This is a genomic window from Mesorhizobium quangtriensis (assembly GCF_040081925.1).
GTDB classification, from domain to species: Bacteria; Pseudomonadota; Alphaproteobacteria; order Rhizobiales; family Rhizobiaceae; genus Mesorhizobium_K; species Mesorhizobium_K quangtriensis.
Genome location: NZ_JBEBMF010000001.1, coordinates 849,014 through 865,695, shown reverse-complemented (window position 1 = coordinate 865,695; position 16,682 = coordinate 849,014). Strand labels below are relative to the sequence as shown.

Sequence of the window (16,682 nt, the reverse complement as noted above, 5' to 3'; positions counted from 1 at the left end):
TGTTTTGGTACCAAGAGAAATGACGCAGAGCCGGACAGAGATGCAGCCCCCCGTGACCGGCTCGTTGGCATTGCTGAAGCTTCGCGGAATTTCGAAACGCTATGGCGACGCGGTCGCCGTGCAGCCACTGGACCTCGACATCTTCGCGCATGACTTCGTCGCCATTCTCGGCCCCTCCGGATGCGGCAAGACAACGCTCCTGCGCATGATCGGCGGCTTCGTCGCACCGACCAGCGGAACAGTCGAGATCGACGGTCGCGATGTCACGCGCATCGGCCCGGAGCAGCGGCCGACAAACACCGTCTTCCAGGGCTATGGCCTGTTTCCGCACATGACCGTCCGGCAGAATGTCGGCTACGGTCTGCGCCTGCAGAAGAAGCCGAAATCCGAGATCGCAGATCGTGTCGCCGAGGCGCTCAGGCAATCGCGCCTCACCGAATTCGCCGACCGGTCTGTAACCGCCCTCTCCGGCGGCCAACAGCAACGCGTTGCGCTGGCGCGCGCGCTGATCCTGCGGCCGAAGGTGCTGTTGCTCGACGAGCCGCTGGCCGCGCTGGACCTGAAGCTTCGCCACGCCATGCAGGACGAGTTGCGACGTCTCCATCAGGAATTCGGCGGCACCTTCGTCTTCGTCACGCACGACCAGGGCGAGGCGCTGTCGCTTGCCAACCGCATCGCGGTCATGAACGCCGGCCGCATCGAGCAGGAAGGCGACGCCGAGACCATCTATACGGCCCCCGCCACGCGTTTCGTTGCGACGTTCATCGGCGAGGCTAACCTGCTGCCCGGCGACCGCAAGGCCGGCCAGGTGAAACTGGAAGCCGGCCCCGCCTTTGCGGATGCAGGGCAAGACGGCCCGGTGACCACGGTCGTCAGGCCGAAGGCAGTGCGCCTGCTGCGATCTGATGAAAAAGCGGACGTCGAGGTTTCAGGCAGTCTCACCGAGGTCGTCTATCTCGGCGACCACATCAAATGTGTGGTCGCCGTTTCGGACAAGCAGGACGTGGTCGTTCACCTCGACGTGGCCGTGACGCCGCGGCCGGCGGTGGGTGAAAACGCAAGGCTCGGCTGGTCGCTCCAGCAACAACGCGTCGTCAGCGCGTGACCGGCGGGAGGTCGTAGGGGAAGTTAGGAACGGGAACTAAAACCAGAACAGGAGAAAAGAAATGGGAAGAAAGATTTCTGAATTCGCCTTGACGAGGCGGCATTTCACGCAGGGGCTCGCAGCCACGGCGTTGGCCGGAACAGTTGGTATTCCGTCGATGGCGCGCGCCGAGTCCGCTGTCACCTTCCTTGGCTGGCAGGGCTATGATGACCCTGTCGCCTTCGACGGTTTTCTCAAGGAAAAGGGCATCACGCTCAACACCACCTACATCGGCAACAACGACGAGATCGTCGCCAAGCTGCGTGGCGGCGGCATCGGGCAGATCGACATCGTCACGCCCTACATGGGCTACATCCCGTTGCTGGTGAAGCTCGACCTGATCCAGCCGATCGACGAGTCGCGGGTGCCGAACCTCAAGGACGTGATGCCGATCTTCCGCAACGACCCCAACATCGTGGTCGACGGCAAGCTCTACGGCGTGCCCTTCACCTGGGGCGGTGGACCAATGGTCTACGACCCCGCTGTCATCCCAACGCCGCCGACCTCGTGGAAGGACCTGCTGAAGCCGGAATTCACCGGCAAGGTCGGCATGATGGACGATCCGCTCGGCAACATGATGATCGGCGCACTAGTCGCCACGGGAACGCAGACCCCGACCAAGCTCACCGCAGCGCAGCTCGAGCAGACGATCGACTTCCTGATCGAGCTGAAGAAGCAGTCGCGCGTCGTCGCAGCAAGCTGGGGCGATCTCTCCGACGCGATCGCGCGCGGCGACGTCGCGATCACCTTCAACGGCTGGGAGACGATGGTCAAGTTCTGCGCCGACAAGGGCAAGGTGGTGAAGTACACCTACCCCTCCGAGCGCACGCATGCCTGGCTCGACAACTACTGCATCGCCAAGGACGCGCCCAACCTCGACGCAGCCTACGAACTCTGCAATCGCGTCATCAGCGTCGAGGGCCAGAAGCGCCTCGCCGAGGTCGCGCTGCAGGCGATCGTCAACTCGGAAGCGGTCGCGGCCCTGCCGGAGGACATCAAGTCGCTCTATCCGTATGGCGAGATCGAGGACTACGGCAAGAAGGCCAGCTTCTTCGGCTTCCCGCCGGTTGAGCCCGAGGGCGATCTCACGACCTTCAGCGACTGGCTGAAGGCCTACGAACGCTTCAAGGCCGCCTGAAAAAGCGGGACTCCGGCACCAGCCGGAGTTCCCTCCTCCTCGGCAGGTTCGGGACTGATGGAAAGCAGATCCAACTACTGGCTCGTCGCGCCGTCGGCGCTGATCTTCGTGGTGCTTTTCATCGCGCCGATGACGTTCTTCGTCGTACTTAGTTTCTGGCAGGTCGAGTATTTCGAACTCAGCACCGAGCCGACGCTCGCCAACTACCGTGACGTGTTCGTCAACTACTGGCGCGTGATGGGTTTCACCGTCGCCGTCGCCACCGCGACCGCGCTGCTCACCACCTTCCTCGGCTTCGTGTTTTCCTTCCTTGCCCGTTTCCGCGCCGGCCAATGGGCGCAGGCCCTGCTGTTCATCGTGCTGATCACGCTGTTCGGCGGCTACCTGATGAAGATCTACGCGTGGAAGACGATTCTCGGCAATGAAGGCGTCCTCAACAGCGCGCTTATGGCTATGGGCGTCATCTCGTCGCCGATTACCTCGCTGCTCTACAGCCCGCAGGCGGTGATCATCACTCTCATGCATTTCAGCCTGCCCTTCGCAGTACTCCCGATCTACGCATCGATGCGCGGCATTTCCGACGCTGAAGTCGAGGCCGCACGCGATCTCGGAGCCGGACGCTGGCCTATCCTGTCCACAGTCATCGTGCCGAGGTGCCAGAGCGGCATCGTCGCGGGCTTCAGCTTCGTCTTCCTGATGGTCGGCGGCGATTATGTCACGCCGCTGCTCGTTGGCGGCAAGATCACGATGATCGGCAACCTGATTGCGCCGCAGTTCGGCGCGCAGTTCAACTGGCCGCTCGGCGCTGCGATGTCGCTGGTCATGCTGCTTGCGGCCGTTGTGATCATCTATCTCTTCCGGTTTCTCGTCGCCATCGGGAGCCGCCCATGAACACCCGCTCCAAAATCCTCTGGGGCATCATCGCCTTCGCCTTCATCGTCTTCCTGCTGTCGCCGATCGTGCTGCTGGTGATCTTCTCGTTCACGTCACGCAGCCTGACCAACTTTCCGATCGAAGGTCTGTCGTTGCGCTGGTGGCAGGAGATGGTGGCGACCCGGCAATTCTGGCCCGCCCTCACCAACAGCCTCATCATCGGCGTCTGCGTGGCGGTCGTCTCGGCGGTCGTTGGCACGCTCGCGGCGATGGGTCTGGCCGCGATGCCCAAGCGGCGCGCGTCGATCATCATGGGCCTGCTCACGCTGCCGGTCATGCTGCCGCCACTTGTCCTCGGCGTCGCGCTCTTGTCCTTCTACGTCTCGATCGACCTGAAACTCGGGTTGACGACGGTCATCCTCAGCCACGTCCTCTTCGCCCAGCCGTTCGTCATCCTGATCGTCCATGCGCGCATGATCAGTTTCGATCCGCGCGTGGTGGAGAGCGCTCGCGACCTCGGCGCAACGCCCATGCAGGCGTTCTTCACCGTGACGCTGCCGATCATCCAGCCTGTGGTTATCGGCGCCGCGCTGATCGCCGCCGCGCTCTCCATCGACGACTTCATCATCACCTTCTTCACAATCGGCACCGGAAACACGCTGCCGACACTCGTCTGGGGCATGATCCGCACCGGCCTGACGCCGGCGGTCAACGCCATCGGAACGCTCATCCTGCTGCTGACGATCGGCTCGACCATCATCGCGCTGCAGCTCACGCGCTACCGGGGCTGAGAGAATGGCCGACCGTCTGAAAGGCAAGGTCGCCATCCTCACCGGAGGCGCGTCTGGCATAGGCCGCGCCGGTTCGATCCTGATGGCCGGCGAAGGCGCCAGCGTCGTTGTGGCGGACATCGACACGGAACGGGCGAACGCGCTCGCCAGGGAGATCGAGAGTTCCGGCGGCAAAGCGATCGGCATCCGCCTCGACGTGCGCGACACCGCCTCGGTTCAGACCATGGTCGATGAGGTGGTCGAACGCTGCGGGCGCATCGACATCCTGTTCCACAATGCCGTGTCGGTCCCGCTGGTCAACAAGCATGACCGCCGCATAACCGAACTGCCCGAGGAGACCTGGGACGCAATCATTGGCCTCGTGCTGACCGGAACGTACCTCACCGCAAAATACGTGGCGCGCCGGATGCTGGAACAGAAATCCGGCTCGATCATCCTGACTGCAACAGTGGATGCTTTGATCGGCCAGGCCGGCCTCGACGCCTACACGGCGGCGAAGGGTGGGGTCGTAGCCATGACCCGCTCCATGGCTGCCGGCCTTTCACCGGAAGGCGTGCGTGTCAACGCGATCTGCCCCGGCTTCGTGAAGACGCCGCACCAGAGCGTCTTTCTCGATGACGAGCGGGAGCGCGCGTCGATCGAGGCGCTGCATCTCATGGGTATCATGGATCCCGAGGAGGTCGCGGCCTTTGCCGTCTTCCTGGCCTCCGACGAAGCGCGCTCGATGACCGGCGGCATCCATGTCGTCGACAGCGGCTACACGGCCTTCAAGACCACCGTCGATCCCGCCTCGGTCTTCAAGCGCGAGGCTTGACCGCATGGCCCGGGATCCCCGATACGATCCGCTTTTCGAGCCTATAACGATCGGCCCGAAGACGTTGCGCAACCGCTTCTTCCAGGTGCCGCAATGCACGGGCGCCGGCTCGGGAAAACCGGGCGCGAATGCGATGCATCGCGAGGTGAAGGCCGAAGGCGGTTGGGCGGCGTTGTGTACCGAATCCTGCATGATCCATCCCGAGACGGACCAGCCTGTCGCAGACGTCTCGACGCTTTACGACGAAGCCGACATCATCAATCACCGGCACATGACCGACAGCGTCCACAAATGGGGCGCGCTGGCGGGCGTGGAGCTTTGTCACGCAGGCGGCTTGTCCAATGCGCTGTCCAGCCGCGCGGTGTCGGCAACCGCCCACCAGTTCGCCACGCCCTGGGTGCCGGCCGCACATACTTATGAAGCCGAAGACGGCGACTTCTTGCGCCTCATCGACCTCTACAGGGAGGCAGCGAAGCGAGCCGTTCAGGCCGGCTTCGACATCGTCTACGTGCACGGCACGCATGGTGCCCTTCCCGTCCAGATGCTCTCGCCATTCCACAATCGCCGCACGGATCGCTGGGGAGGATCTTTCGAGAACCGGGCGCGCTTCTGGGTCGAAGTCCTCCACGCGATTCGCAACGTGGTCGACGGCCAATGCGCGGTGGCCAACCGGTTTTCCATCGACCAGCTGTCTGGCCCCGAGGGTGTCGAGACCGGCGAGGACGGCCTGCGCTTCGTCGAATACATCACCCGGCTGGGTCTGGTAGATCTCTGGGACGTGAACATCTCCTCTCTGCACGAATGGGGCGAGGACGCGGCCCCGTCCCGATTCCAGAAGTCCAATCACCAGGCTCCCTGGACGCGCGACGTCAAGAGCATCGCCAAGGTTCCGGTCGTCGGCGTCGGACGGTTCACCGACCCCGACGAGATGCTGCGCGTCGTCCGGTCCGGCCAGTATGACATCGTCGGCTGTGCGCGGCCCTCGATCGCTGACCCCTGGCTCCCCCGGAAGATTGACGAAGGGCGCACCGACGACATCACCGAATGCATCGGCTGCAACCAGTGCATCGCGCGCTTCGAATACGGCGTTCCCATCGTCTGCACCCAGAACCCGACAGCCCTGGAAGAGTATCGTCGCGGGTGGCATCCCGAACGCTTCGCCTCGCGCGCACAGGACGAACTCGTGCTGGTGGTCGGCGGCGGGCCTGCGGGTCTGGAGGCAGCGCGCGTACTGGGCAAGCGTGGCTACCGCACCCATCTCATCGAGGCGACGACGCAGCTCGGCGGTCATTTGCGCAACGTCGCCGGCCTGCCCGGCCTTAGCGAATGGATGCGGGTGGTTTCAGCGCGTGAAATCCAGCTCCGGCAGATGCCCAATGTCGAAATGATGATCGGCACCGGTATGGCCGAGGCAGAGGACCTCCTGTCCTACGGCGCGGACAGGATCGTCCTTGCCACCGGCGCGTCATGGGTTGGCGATGGGTCCGGAAGCATGGGACACGCGGCGATCCCCGGCGTTGATGCCGCCTTGGCCACCTTCGCCACGCCAGAGCAGGTCTTTGCCGGCAAGGAACTCGGCAAGCGCGTGGCGGTTTTGGACTCGGATGGCTACTTCATGGCCGTCAGCCTTGCAGAGCGGCTAGCCGATGCCGGCCACGACGTGACTATCGTCACGTCTTTTGACAGGGTCGCACCCTATACGGACTTCACCCTTGAGGCGGCCAATCTGCGCCGGATGCTGCGCGAGAAAAACATCGCCTCCATCACCGGCCATTGGGTCGAAGGCGTGAAGGCTGGCGACGACATCCAGATACGGCTCTTCGACGTCTATCGCGATGGTTCACGTCGAACGACCACGCCCGCGGCCGGCGAGGCTCCCCGCAAGCCCGGCACGAGCGTCTCCATGCTGAATTGCGATAGCGTGGTGCTGTGTACCGGCCGCCGGTCAAACAACGACCTCTATCGCGCGCTTCGCTCCCGCGCCGGAGAATGGGACGCAGTCGGGCTGAAAGACGTATACCGAGCCGGCGACTGCCTCGCGCCGCGCTACATCGCGGACGTGGTGTTCGACGGCCATCGCATTGGCCGCGAGATCGACTCAGGCGACCCGCACCACGCCCTTCCCTTCAAACGGGAACAGCCCGTCTGGGGCGCGTTGCCCGCACTGTAGATCGCCTACTTCGCGACACCCAGATTGATCAGCTGGACGCGGCGGTTTGCGGCGTCCTTCGGATTTGTGGCGTTGAGCGGAAGCTCCTGTCCGACACCGATCGCTGCCAGATGGCTGCTCGGAACGGAAAAGGTCGTCGCCAGCGCCACCATGATCGCATTCGCGCGCTTCAGGCTAAGATCCAGATTGTGGTCGGGTTTGCCTGTCGCGTTGGTATGCCCCACGATCAGGAACTTGTAGTGCCGCAGCATAGGGTTGTGGAGCGCGTCCGCGATCACGCCCAGCGTCCTGTAGGACTCCGGGACGATTGCCACCGAATTGTTCTCGAACTCGATGTCGACCGCGAATTGCGGAAGTTGCGCCAGCAGACTCCAGTTCGGCAACTGACCCACCCCCTTGCCGACATTGGCGTTCACTTCGTCCACCAGCAGGCCGACATCGACCGCGGGAGCCTCGGCCGCCAACTGGTCGAGACTTCCGACAAGCTGCCGGTCGGTGATCTCCTGTGCTGCGGCCATTCCGGCGCTTAGGCCTGAGGCCAGCACCAATGTCACGAGAAAACGAGAAAACATGATCTTGATCCCCTCTCGACGCTCAGCGCCACCCGGCGTCGGTGATCGCCTGGTTGCATTTCTCGCTGTCGATCCGCTCGGTCTTGATGAGGCACTGCAAGATGTGCACTTCTCCGACCACGCCCTTGCAGTGCTGTTTGACGTTGCCCGCGCAAACCTTGAATACCGACGCCTGCGCGGCCAGCCTGCGCTCGATCGAGGCGGTCACAGAAGCGAGCGTCGCCGTGCACTGGGGCGACACTTCCGCCTGGTTGCCTTCGAGACAATTCCTGATCTCGTTGTTGCCGAGATTGAGGCCTTTGCAGAATTTCTTCACATCGGGGCCGCAGCCCCTCGCCAGCACCGTCATCGCATCGGCGTAGCTGATCGTTTGCGCTGAAGCCATTGTTTGTCCGGCGACAAAAAGCAGGAGCGTTAGGGCCCCCAAAATACGAGGTCTTTTCGACATGTTGCCTTCCCCTCGAAGTACAGAACAGTGAATTCTTGACGTCAGAAGCGGATTGTCAGTCCGGCAATCGGCCCTTGCTGGACCGCATCGAACAGGAAGCCGTCATCGTTGCTGTAGTCGACCCCGAGTGCGCGGTACCCGAGGGTCGCCGAGAACGTGTCGTTGATGTTGTAGCCGACGCCTGCTGCGACATCCCAATCAATGTCCGCGCCACCGGCACCCACAAGGCCCCAGCCCATTGCGTAGAAGCGCGGTGTGAAAGCGAAATTGCCGCGCACGCCGACCAGGCCGTCGACCCAGGTGGCGCCGTCGCTGCGCGTTTCACCATTCCAGACGCCGCCATTGAGGGTAATGTCTGTGTCGACCGACCAGACCCTGATGCCGCCGACGACATCAAGGCGTCCGCTTGCGCCCTCCAGAACGGAGTAGCCTACGCCGGCCAATCCGGCGAATGTGGAAGTCTCCACCTCCACCGTTGTCGCGAGTTCGCCCCGAGGCGTCGGGTTCTCGGCGGAGAGTTTGGTGTAGATGATATCGCCAAACAGGCTGTAAGGCCCGTTGCGCGCCTCGCCGATCGCCATGGCTGCGAAGTCAAGATTGTCGAATATGTCGCTGAAGCTGGCGTCCATCTCTACGACGGGCAGACCGAACTGCGACGTATCGCCCGACAGTCCGGCCGCCCAGAAGTACGGAGTGATTGCGTAACTCCAGCCGCTTTCCGTTACCGGCACCGGCTCCGGCGCGGCGGCGGACACGATGTCGGCCGCAAGAGCCGGGGTTGATGAAAGTGCCGCCGAGATCAGGCACACCTTGGCCAGGTTCTTCATGGAAAGCTCCCTCATTCAAATAATCCCCGCGCGATCGGTCTCAGTAGCAGGGCGGATACGGATAATAACCGCACATCGGGCGGCCATAGTAGTAGGGTGCAGCCGCAGCAGCGCCGATTGCCGCACCGGCGACGGCCGCTCCGGTCGCTGCCCCCGCGTACCAGGCTCCACGATAGGCGGTTCGGCGTGCAGCGCCCGCAAACGAGAGCGGCGTGCGCGGCATGCCGATGATGTCGATGAACACCGAAGCCGGGCCGTCTGCGGCGCCAAGGTCGCCTTCCAGCACGTCGACGGCGAAGGCCAGGGTGTTACCCTCAAGCTTCGGCGACTTCAGCGTTACGACCGCGTCGACCACCGAGGAACCATCCTTGCTGAAGACGGAAACCGTCGCGTTCGGCGGATCTTTGGCGAAGCTGTCGGAACCGTCGGCCCATTCTTCCAGCAGATGCGCCGTCAGCACGTGGCCGGCGGACCTGACCGGACGATCCGCGAACACGATCGAATTCGTGGAAACGCCGGAAAGCACAAGCTGTCCGTCGACAAGCTTGGCGCCATCCGAGTTGAGCACGATGAGGGACGGCACCATCTCGGTCTTGGCGACACCGATCTGCTTGGCGGCCGGCGCTGAGATGGCGTCCTGGGCGCTGCTCGAATGCGTGGAGAATGCGAGGGCCGCACAGGTCAGTGCGGCGTAGAGAAGCTTATTTGTCATGATCCGGTCCTTTGGCGTCGTGTTTATTTCTTCGGAAAGAGGAAGGTGACAGCGGTCCTGAAGCCCCATCCGTCCGGGCCGCTTTCCGGGCTTTCGGCCCAGTAGCGCACACCCGCCGTCAGACTGACGGGCATCTTGTCCAGTTTGACGAGCTTCGAGACCGTGACGTTTACGGGGACAGACCATTCCTCAGTCTCCCAGTTGTAGGTGCTCTCGGTATTTAGCGTGAACGTCCACGCCTTCGCCGTCGTGTAGGAGAGGAACGGCTGCATATAGGTCGAGCTTATGTTGTTGCGGTCGTCGTCGCCGGCAAAAGACCAGATGTGGTTGGCCAATACGCCGGCCGTCCAGCCATGGCTCTGCTTCAGGACGACGCCCGTTGGACCCGCACCCCATTTTCCGCCGCCGAGCATGGAATCCGTGGCAGTCGGCAGCAGCATTGCGGGCCCGAAGCCCCATATGAGGCCGCCCGGGCCTGGCTCCTTCGGCGAGAAGAAAAGGCTTTGCGTCGTGTCACCAAGTCCGGACTGGTCGCCGGACGGTCCTGCGATATCGCTTTGCCAAGCAACGGGCAGGATTGTGCGCGAGATGACGTTCCATTCGTCAGTCAGTGAAATCGGGATAACCGGCTGGATATTCACATAGGCCTTGTGGCCGTCGTCAGTTCCGTAGCCGCTGTCATAATTGAACTGGAAGGGCACGCTGATGAGCGAAGCGATGGGATTGGACAATTTCTTGGCCAGTTCCTCGGCATCGTCGTCGGCGAGTGCCGGCGAGACGGAAATTGCCGCCAGCATCGTGACCGATGCGGACACAGCCGTGAGAACCCTTGCCATGCACATATCCCCCCTTGCCTAAGCAATCACTGCCGAGGGCGGACGGGAGGAACCAAGCCTCCCGTCCAACCGACAAACGGATCAGCCGACTTTCGACACCAATGGAATCGTCCAGGATCCGTCGAGGATCGAGGGATCCTTTGGACTCGGATAATAGAGACGCAACATCAGATGGAACTTGCCCTTCGGAGCGGGAAGCCAGTTTGCTTCCTTGTCGGCCCCGGGGCTCTCGTTCTGGATGTAGATGATGAGCGAACCATCCGGCTCATAGGTCGGGTTTGTGCGGACGCTCATCGAGTAGCGGTTGATCGGGTTGGCGATGAAGAACATCTGTTCGTCGTACATCGTCAGCGACCAGAAACCCTCTACCGGCGGGAGTTGTCCCTTTTCGAAGCGCATCGTGTATTTGTGCGCGCCGTCATAGCTCTCGACCAGCGAGGGCTTCAGCGACGTCGGGTATACGGCATCCTCGGGACGATTGGCCCCGAGCCCGATCGCCGTGATCAGGGCGCGCTGGATGTAGTTAGTCCCATACTCTCCAGCTTTTGTCGTGTAGGTCCAGCCATTGATGCGCGTGAATTCACCGTCGCGCGACAGGAAATGCAACATGATCAGGTCGTAGGAGAGTTGCGGAAGGCGCTTGGCCCAGTCGTGCTTCAAGTACTGGGGATCAAAGTCCTTACCCGCGACCAGCCCGATCTTTTCGAAGCGAGCCAGAGCCGGCGCGTCCGCAGCCGCCGGCGGATTGCGCTTCATCAGGTCGGCAAGCATCGCAAAGTAATCGTCCGTGGACAGGTCGTTCACCTGGTCGCGCACCGGCTTTTTCATGTCGATCGATGGGTCGACCGTGCCTGCCGGGGGTTCGTAAGCCTGGCCCCAGGTGCTGAGCGGCTGCAGCTTGAAAGCGTCCTGCAACGCATGAACTTCGGCGTAGTCCTCCTTGGTGCCGGTGCAGTAGATGCGCCCCAGCAGCCAGACGAGAGAGGTCGGCGCCTTGATCTCCTTCATCCCCTCCGGAATGGAACCAGACCAGCCGGGGCCGGTGATGACATATGTTTGGGCGCCCGTTCCTGTCGTCCGCTTTCCGGGAACAGCAAAGACGTTGGTCCATCCGTCGAGCATGGGAAGCAGGAAGTACCGGTCCTTCATGTCCGGAACGTCGAGAACCCACGGCTCTTCGCCGACATCGAAGAAAGCTGTCGTGTAAAGGGTATCCGCGTTTGGCGCGGTGACATCGCGGAAAGTGGCATCCGGATATTCGCGCAGCTTGATCAGGGTGCCCATGGGGGCCCTGGTGCCCTCAGGCTTGGCCACATTGGAAATAACGCGACGCGTCATCTCCATGGTGACGAGCGGATATCCGTAGACATAAGCATCTGAGGCAATAGAGAAATCTTCGCCAATGCCAGCCAGGTCCATGGGGCCGTCCAGCGCACGGGCAATGGAGGGCAAGCTTGTCGTTGTCAGGAGCATGATAGCCCCGAGTGCGTCTCGACGGGTAAGGTTCACCTTCGTCTCCCTAATCAATAAGCTTCGTTGGACGTCGATCGGAATTGCCATTGGCGGCATGACATCTTCAATCTTCACGATCGGCGCGAAGATTATTTGCCTTAGATCAAGATTGGGACGTAAATTACGTGTATGAGAACCACGTAAAATGCGGTTATTGGCCGAGGTCGTGCGAGGGGACGGCATGGGTTACACCGGGATGGACGTGAATCCGGCTGCCAGCATCGCTGACGGAAAGTTGGACGAGGCGGCGGTTCGCGCGCAATTGGAGCGCATTCGGTCCAGCGCCGAGTTCCACGTGCCTGAACGGGCGCGCAGCTTCCTTTCCTACATCGTCGAACAGACGCTTGCCGGGCGCTCGGACCGAATCAAGGCCTATAGCATCGCGACTGAAGTCTTCGGCAGGGATGCGACCTTCGATGCGCAGAACGATCCGATCGTCCGCATCGAAGCTGGCCGTATCCGGCAGGCGCTCGAGAAATATTATCTTACCGCAGGAGTGAAAGACCCGATTCGCATCACAGTTCCGAAAGGGGGCTATGTCCCGCTCTTCGAGGCCATGGCCGATGCCGAAACTCTTGAAACCGCGAAATCCGAGGACCGCCCTGTTGCCGATCGCGGACATCTCGGAAGAATCTTTCTCGCTTACCCGAGCTTGTGCGCCGCAGCAATTTTGGCCGTTGCCGTTCTCGTAGGTTATTTCGTACCGATCTCGACCAGCGATTCGTCCTCCCCAACGGCGAAACCCGTTACCATTGGCGCCCTGCCAGCGCCAAAACTGCAGGTTGAGCAGTTTGAGGATCTCACTGGAACTCCGAGTTCCGCTGTCGTGGCGAGAGGCCTGACCGAGGAGCTCATCGGCCAGCTCGCGCGGTTTCGCGAGATCACCGTTATGGCTCCGTCGCGGGCGGGCGAACCCCTCGGTTCCATCGCCTCGGGCAACGACGCAGCGCGCTTCCGCCTTGAGGGCAGTGTACGGACCTCGCCGGACAGGCTGCGACTCGTCGCGCGACTGGTGGAGATCGGCGACGATCGGATCATCTGGAGCAACATCTACGACGAGAAGCTGGACGTCAGGCAGCTCGTCGAGCTGCAGGAATCGCTGGCCCGCGATGTCTCATTGGCCCTCGCCCAGCCTTATGGGGTCATCTTCCGCGCCGATTCGGACACCCCCCGGCGGATGCCACCAGCAGACTGGCAAGCGTACGAGTGTACGCTGGCCTACTACACCTACCGAGTGGAACTGAAACCGGAAGGACACGAAGCGATCCAGCAGTGCCTGATCCGGGCGACGCAAGAATTTCCCGAGTATGCGACCGCGTGGGCGATGCTCTCGCTGACCTATTCCGATGAAGTCCGGTTCAAATACCGTCTCGGCACGAACGATCCGAAGGCGCTTGCGGAGGCTGTTGCGGCGGCAGAACGCGCTAGGGAGTCAGACCCCGCCAACGTCCGCGGGCTTGAGGCCATGCTGATCGCTCTCTACCTCTCAGGTCGAGTGGACGAAGCGCTGCGTGTCGGCCAGATGGGCTATGAGACAAATCCCAACGACATGGAGTTCGTTGGGGAGTATGGCATCCGGTTGGCCATGTCGGGAAGCTGGACCGAAGGCTGTGCCATGATGCTTGAGGCCCGCAACAGCAGTTCTGCGCCCCCGGGATATTTCGAGGTCACACTTGCAGTGTGCGCCTATCTCCAGGGCAAATATCAGGCTGCGGAGGATTGGTTGAAAGTCGCTCCCGCAACGGGAAATCCGATCTACCATTTCGTTGCCGCCGCTGTTGCAGGGCAGCTTGGAAAGCACGACGATATCGAAAGTTCGCGTTCCTGGATAGAAACCCATGTGCCGGGAATGCTGAAGGACATCCGTCGCGAAGTCGCTATGCGGCTGATCCAGCCGAAGGACCAGGAATTGTTTCTAGACGGTCTGCACAAGGCAGGAATGGCTACAGACGGGGTCCGCAGCCAGTAAGCTTGTCAGGCCATTCCGACGCGAGAATCAGCGTAGCAGGAAGCCGCCGCCGAGCGGATCGTCGGCTTCCGCCGTGAAACTCGACCGACCCGAATAATAGGCCCGGCCGCCGACTTCGACGCGCACCGCGTCGAAGCGTCCGACGTGATCGCGCCGCGTCGCCTTCGCGGTGAACACGGCGTCTGTCAGACTCTGGAACGTGCGGTCCGTTCCAACCGCAAGTCCGCGCGCGCATTGCACGGCGATCCGTGCCGAAACGCCGCTTCCGGTGGGGCTACGGTCGACCTCCCGCTCGGCGAAAACGCAGACATTGCGGCTTGGCCGTTCGGCCCCATCGCCGCCGTCGGTCAGGATCGTGCCGTAGAGAAAGGCGAGGTCCGGATCGTCGGGATGCTCCAGCGGCACGGTCGCCGAGACCTGTTTCGTGATGCGGTCGGCGGCATCGACAAGAATATCGAGCGGCGTGTCCGCCAGGTCGAGCCCGATCGCGCCGGCGTCGACCAGCGCGTAGAAGGCCCCGCCGTAGCCGATGTCGTATCGGAAACGTCCAAGTCCCGGCAGCTCACCTTCCAGGTCGAGAGCAAAGGCGAAGGACGGCACGCTCTCAAAAGACACCGCGCCGGTCACGAATCCCGCCGGCGTTTCCTCCACCGTGATACTGACCGTCACCAGCCCGCAGGGACATTGCAGCGCCATGCGCGTCACCGGAGCCACCGGAGCGACGATTCCCGTGTCGACCGCATAGCGGCCCAGCGCGATGGTCGCGTGCCCGCACATCGTCGAGTAGCCTTCGTTGTGAATAAAGAGCACCGCCATGTCCGCGCCCGGCAGGTCGGGTTCGACGGGCAGCACGCCATACATGTCGTAGTGACCGCGCGGCTCGAACATCAGCATGCGCCTCAGATGGTCGAGATGCTCGCGGGCGTGGCGGCGCTTCTCCAGAATGGTGGCGCCGGGAATTTGCGGATAGCCGGATGCGACGATGCGAACCGGTTCGCCGCCGGTGTGCATGTCAACCGTCTCTATCGTGTCCTCGAACCGGACGGGAGCGCCGGAAACCAGCTTGACCATATGCCTCAGCCTTCACCCTTCTACACATGCAATCTCGTCGGGGGCGTGCGGGTCGATGAGGGAAGCGACGCGCCATGCACCGCCTGAATGATGCAGCATCCGGCAGGGCGCAGCAACATGCTGCCTGCATCACCCATGACGCAATCAGACCGTTTGACGAAGCGATGGGCTCAGACCTTCCGGTCAACTCGCCGCACTTGACGCGTGGCGCTCGCATGAATGCAAATGACACACCTTCTGAACCTGAGACCACCAGTTGATGCGACCCGGAGAGAGGCCCCATGCCGGACGGACAAATCGTTCTTGACGACGCGCCGGTGACGCCGGCCGGGGTCGTCGCGGTCGCGCGCCGAAACGCACGGCTGGTGCTCGGAGACCATGCGTTGCGGCGCATCAGCGACAGCCGCTCCGCGCTGGAGGCGATGACATCCGGCAGCCGTCCGGTCTATGGACTGAACACCAGCCTGGGCGCCAGCGTGGACACGCCTCTGGGTGGCGACGACATGATCGCATTTCAGCGTCGCGTGGCCCCAAGCCACAGCGTCGGCGTCGGCCCTCTTCTACCAACCGAGCAGGTTCGCGCCATGATTGCGGCGCGCATTTCCGGTGCGGCTGCGGGAGGCACCGGCATGTCGGTCGGCGTGATATCGGGGCTGGTCACCGCGCTCAACGCCGGTATCCATCCGCTCGTCCCGGCATGGGGCAGCGTCGGCGCCGCCGACCTCGCGCCGCTTGCGCATATGGCGCGCTCGCTGATGGGGAACGGAGACGTCGAGTACCGCGGCGAAATTTTGCCAGCGATGGAAGCCCTGAAGCGAGCCGGCCTGGACCCGCTGGACATCAGGGAAAAGGACGGCCACGCACTGGTGGTTGCCAACAGCCTGTCGACCGGAGCCGCATGCCTTGTCCTCGAAGACATCGCCCGGTTCATCGACTGGTCGTTCACTGCCATTGGGCTGAGCTACGAGGGTTTCCGCTCGTCCCTCAGCGCGCTCGATGACAGCGGCATGGCGGCGCGTCCGGCCTTCGGACAGCGCGAGGCGGCCGCGCGGTTGCGGCTGGCACTCGAAGGTAGTTCGCTCTGGCAGGAGGGCGCAGCACGGCGGCTGCAGGATCCGCTCAGCTTTCGCTGTGCGCCACAGGTCTGGGGCGCGCTTCTGCACGCCTATGCGCAGGCCGAGGCGGCCACATCGATCGAACTCGCCCATTCGGGCGACAACCCCGTCATCCTTTCTGGCGAGGGGCGGGCGGTCGCGAATGGCAACTTCGATATGACCGCCTTTGCACTGACCTGGGAACAGCTCGGACAGGCGCTCGCCCATTGCGCGGTTGCCATCGTCAACCGCTCCGTGAAGCAGATGTCGCCGACCTTCTCGGGCCTGCCACGTTTCCTTTCCGCCCGGGGCCAGAACTACATCGCCTACGCCCAGCTGCAAAAAACCCTGTCGGCGCTGGAGGCCGAGATCAGGCACCTGGCGAACCCGATCTCGTTGAGTCCCATGCCGATCTCCGACTGGAGCGAGGATCAGTCCTCCATGGCCCCGCGCGTCGTGGCAAAAACGGCAGAGATCGTGCAGCGCCTGCGTTACCTCGTCGCTATCGAACTGATGGCCGCCTGCACGGCCATCGAGTTGAGGAATGTGGCCCATAGCCTCGGTCCCGTCATGGGCAACGCCTTTAGGATGGTCCGCACGCACGTACAGCCGCTCGACGACGACCGTGCGCTTGGCCCAGACATGGAGGCCCTTGCGAAGATGATCGCCGGGTCCGAAGCGCCCGCAACGCGCCTCGGTTGATCCCAGGTA

15 protein-coding genes are annotated in these 16,682 nt (G+C 62.7%); 8 read left to right on the top strand and 7 right to left on the bottom strand.

Annotated elements, in window-relative coordinates:
- The first annotated feature begins 19 nt into the window (after positions 1–19).
- From ABMA32_RS04360 to ABMA32_RS04335, 6 genes are all read left to right on the top strand, one after another.
- Positions 20–1,105, top strand: coding sequence for an ABC transporter ATP-binding protein (locus ABMA32_RS04360; RefSeq protein ID WP_349012496.1), 1,086 nt, complete (start codon positions 20–22; stop codon positions 1,103–1,105).
- Positions 1,106–1,166: 61 nt separating this feature from the next.
- Complete coding sequence (locus tag ABMA32_RS04355; protein WP_349012495.1) at positions 1,167–2,282, top strand: ABC transporter substrate-binding protein; 1,116 nt, start codon at positions 1,167–1,169, stop codon at positions 2,280–2,282.
- Between the two features lie 57 nt (positions 2,283–2,339).
- Entirely contained in the window at positions 2,340–3,173 is an 834-nt protein-coding gene (locus ABMA32_RS04350) for an ABC transporter permease (protein WP_349012494.1), read from the top strand.
- Complete coding sequence (locus ABMA32_RS04345; protein ID WP_349012493.1) at positions 3,170–3,946, top strand: ABC transporter permease; 777 nt, start codon at positions 3,170–3,172, stop codon at positions 3,944–3,946. Before ABMA32_RS04350 ends, ABMA32_RS04345 begins: the two co-directional genes overlap by 4 nt.
- Positions 3,947–3,950: 4 nt before the next feature.
- On the top strand, positions 3,951–4,760 hold the full coding sequence (locus ABMA32_RS04340; protein WP_349012492.1) for an SDR family NAD(P)-dependent oxidoreductase: 810 nt from the start codon (positions 3,951–3,953) through the stop codon (positions 4,758–4,760).
- A gap of 4 nt (positions 4,761–4,764) precedes the next feature.
- Positions 4,765–6,930, top strand: a complete 2,166-nt coding sequence (locus tag ABMA32_RS04335; RefSeq protein WP_349012491.1) for an oxidoreductase — start codon at positions 4,765–4,767, stop codon at positions 6,928–6,930.
- Positions 6,931–6,935: 5 nt separating this feature from the next.
- Here ABMA32_RS04335 and ABMA32_RS04330 read toward each other — a convergent pair whose 3' ends face one another.
- The 6 genes from ABMA32_RS04330 to ABMA32_RS04305 all read right to left on the bottom strand — a co-directional run bounded on the left by ABMA32_RS04330 (position 6,936) and on the right by ABMA32_RS04305 (position 11,834).
- On the bottom strand, positions 6,936–7,502 hold the full coding sequence (locus tag ABMA32_RS04330) for an OmpA family protein (RefSeq protein ID WP_349012490.1): 567 nt from the start codon (positions 7,500–7,502) through the stop codon (positions 6,936–6,938).
- 22 nt (positions 7,503–7,524) lie between these two features.
- Positions 7,525–7,950: a hypothetical protein gene (locus ABMA32_RS04325; protein WP_425475465.1), complete on the bottom strand. Its 426-nt coding sequence runs from the start codon at positions 7,948–7,950 to the stop codon at positions 7,525–7,527.
- 41 nt (positions 7,951–7,991) lie between these two features.
- Positions 7,992–8,777, bottom strand: coding sequence for a hypothetical protein (locus ABMA32_RS04320; protein ID WP_349012488.1), 786 nt, complete (start codon positions 8,775–8,777; stop codon positions 7,992–7,994).
- A 40-nt stretch (positions 8,778–8,817) separates the two neighbouring features.
- Complete coding sequence (locus ABMA32_RS04315; protein WP_349012487.1) at positions 8,818–9,489, bottom strand: hypothetical protein; 672 nt, start codon at positions 9,487–9,489, stop codon at positions 8,818–8,820.
- 23 nt (positions 9,490–9,512) lie between these two features.
- Positions 9,513–10,286 carry a transporter gene (locus ABMA32_RS04310; protein WP_349013321.1) on the bottom strand — a complete coding sequence of 258 codons (774 nt, stop codon included), beginning with the start codon at positions 10,284–10,286 and terminating at the stop codon, positions 9,513–9,515.
- 120 nt (positions 10,287–10,406) lie between these two features.
- Complete coding sequence (locus tag ABMA32_RS04305) at positions 10,407–11,834, bottom strand: DUF1254 domain-containing protein (RefSeq protein WP_349012486.1); 1,428 nt, start codon at positions 11,832–11,834, stop codon at positions 10,407–10,409.
- A 184-nt stretch (positions 11,835–12,018) separates the two neighbouring features.
- On the opposite strand from ABMA32_RS04305, the gene ABMA32_RS04300 reads away from it, so the two are divergent.
- Entirely contained in the window at positions 12,019–13,806 is a 1,788-nt protein-coding gene (locus tag ABMA32_RS04300) for a hypothetical protein (protein WP_349012485.1), read from the top strand.
- 27 nt (positions 13,807–13,833) lie between these two features.
- Here the strand turns inward: ABMA32_RS04300 and ABMA32_RS04295 are convergent, their stop codons facing one another.
- Entirely contained in the window at positions 13,834–14,877 is a 1,044-nt protein-coding gene (locus ABMA32_RS04295; protein WP_349012484.1) for a proline racemase family protein, read from the bottom strand.
- Between the two features lie 281 nt (positions 14,878–15,158).
- On the opposite strand from ABMA32_RS04295, the gene ABMA32_RS04290 reads away from it, so the two are divergent.
- The gene (locus ABMA32_RS04290) at positions 15,159–16,673 is read left to right on the top strand and encodes an HAL/PAL/TAL family ammonia-lyase (protein ID WP_349012483.1); all 1,515 of its coding nucleotides are present in this window, start codon (positions 15,159–15,161) and stop codon (positions 16,671–16,673) included.
- Positions 16,674–16,682: the final 9 nt, after the last annotated feature.

Excerpts from the sequence above, each read along its gene's own strand:
- ABMA32_RS04360 (WP_349012496.1), top strand. The coding sequence starts at position 20 with ATGACGCAGAGCCGGACAGAGATGCAGCCCCCCGTGACCGGCTCGTTG.
- ABMA32_RS04355 (WP_349012495.1), top strand. The coding sequence starts at position 1,167 with ATGGGAAGAAAGATTTCTGAATTCGCCTTGACGAGGCGGCATTTCACG.
- ABMA32_RS04350 (WP_349012494.1), top strand. The coding sequence starts at position 2,340 with ATGGAAAGCAGATCCAACTACTGGCTCGTCGCGCCGTCGGCGCTGATC.
- ABMA32_RS04345 (WP_349012493.1), top strand. The coding sequence starts at position 3,170 with ATGAACACCCGCTCCAAAATCCTCTGGGGCATCATCGCCTTCGCCTTC.
- ABMA32_RS04340 (WP_349012492.1), top strand. The coding sequence starts at position 3,951 with ATGGCCGACCGTCTGAAAGGCAAGGTCGCCATCCTCACCGGAGGCGCG.
- ABMA32_RS04335 (WP_349012491.1), top strand. The coding sequence starts at position 4,765 with ATGGCCCGGGATCCCCGATACGATCCGCTTTTCGAGCCTATAACGATC.
- ABMA32_RS04330 (WP_349012490.1), bottom strand. The coding sequence starts at position 7,502 with ATGTTTTCTCGTTTTCTCGTGACATTGGTGCTGGCCTCAGGCCTAAGC.
- ABMA32_RS04325 (WP_425475465.1), bottom strand. The coding sequence starts at position 7,950 with ATGTCGAAAAGACCTCGTATTTTGGGGGCCCTAACGCTCCTGCTTTTT.
- ABMA32_RS04320 (WP_349012488.1), bottom strand. The coding sequence starts at position 8,777 with ATGAAGAACCTGGCCAAGGTGTGCCTGATCTCGGCGGCACTTTCATCA.
- ABMA32_RS04315 (WP_349012487.1), bottom strand. The coding sequence starts at position 9,489 with ATGACAAATAAGCTTCTCTACGCCGCACTGACCTGTGCGGCCCTCGCA.
- ABMA32_RS04310 (WP_349013321.1), bottom strand. The coding sequence starts at position 10,286 with ATGCTGGCGGCAATTTCCGTCTCGCCGGCACTCGCCGACGACGATGCC.
- ABMA32_RS04300 (WP_349012485.1), top strand. The coding sequence starts at position 12,019 with ATGGGTTACACCGGGATGGACGTGAATCCGGCTGCCAGCATCGCTGAC.
- ABMA32_RS04295 (WP_349012484.1), bottom strand. The coding sequence starts at position 14,877 with ATGGTCAAGCTGGTTTCCGGCGCTCCCGTCCGGTTCGAGGACACGATA.
- ABMA32_RS04290 (WP_349012483.1), top strand. The coding sequence starts at position 15,159 with ATGCCGGACGGACAAATCGTTCTTGACGACGCGCCGGTGACGCCGGCC.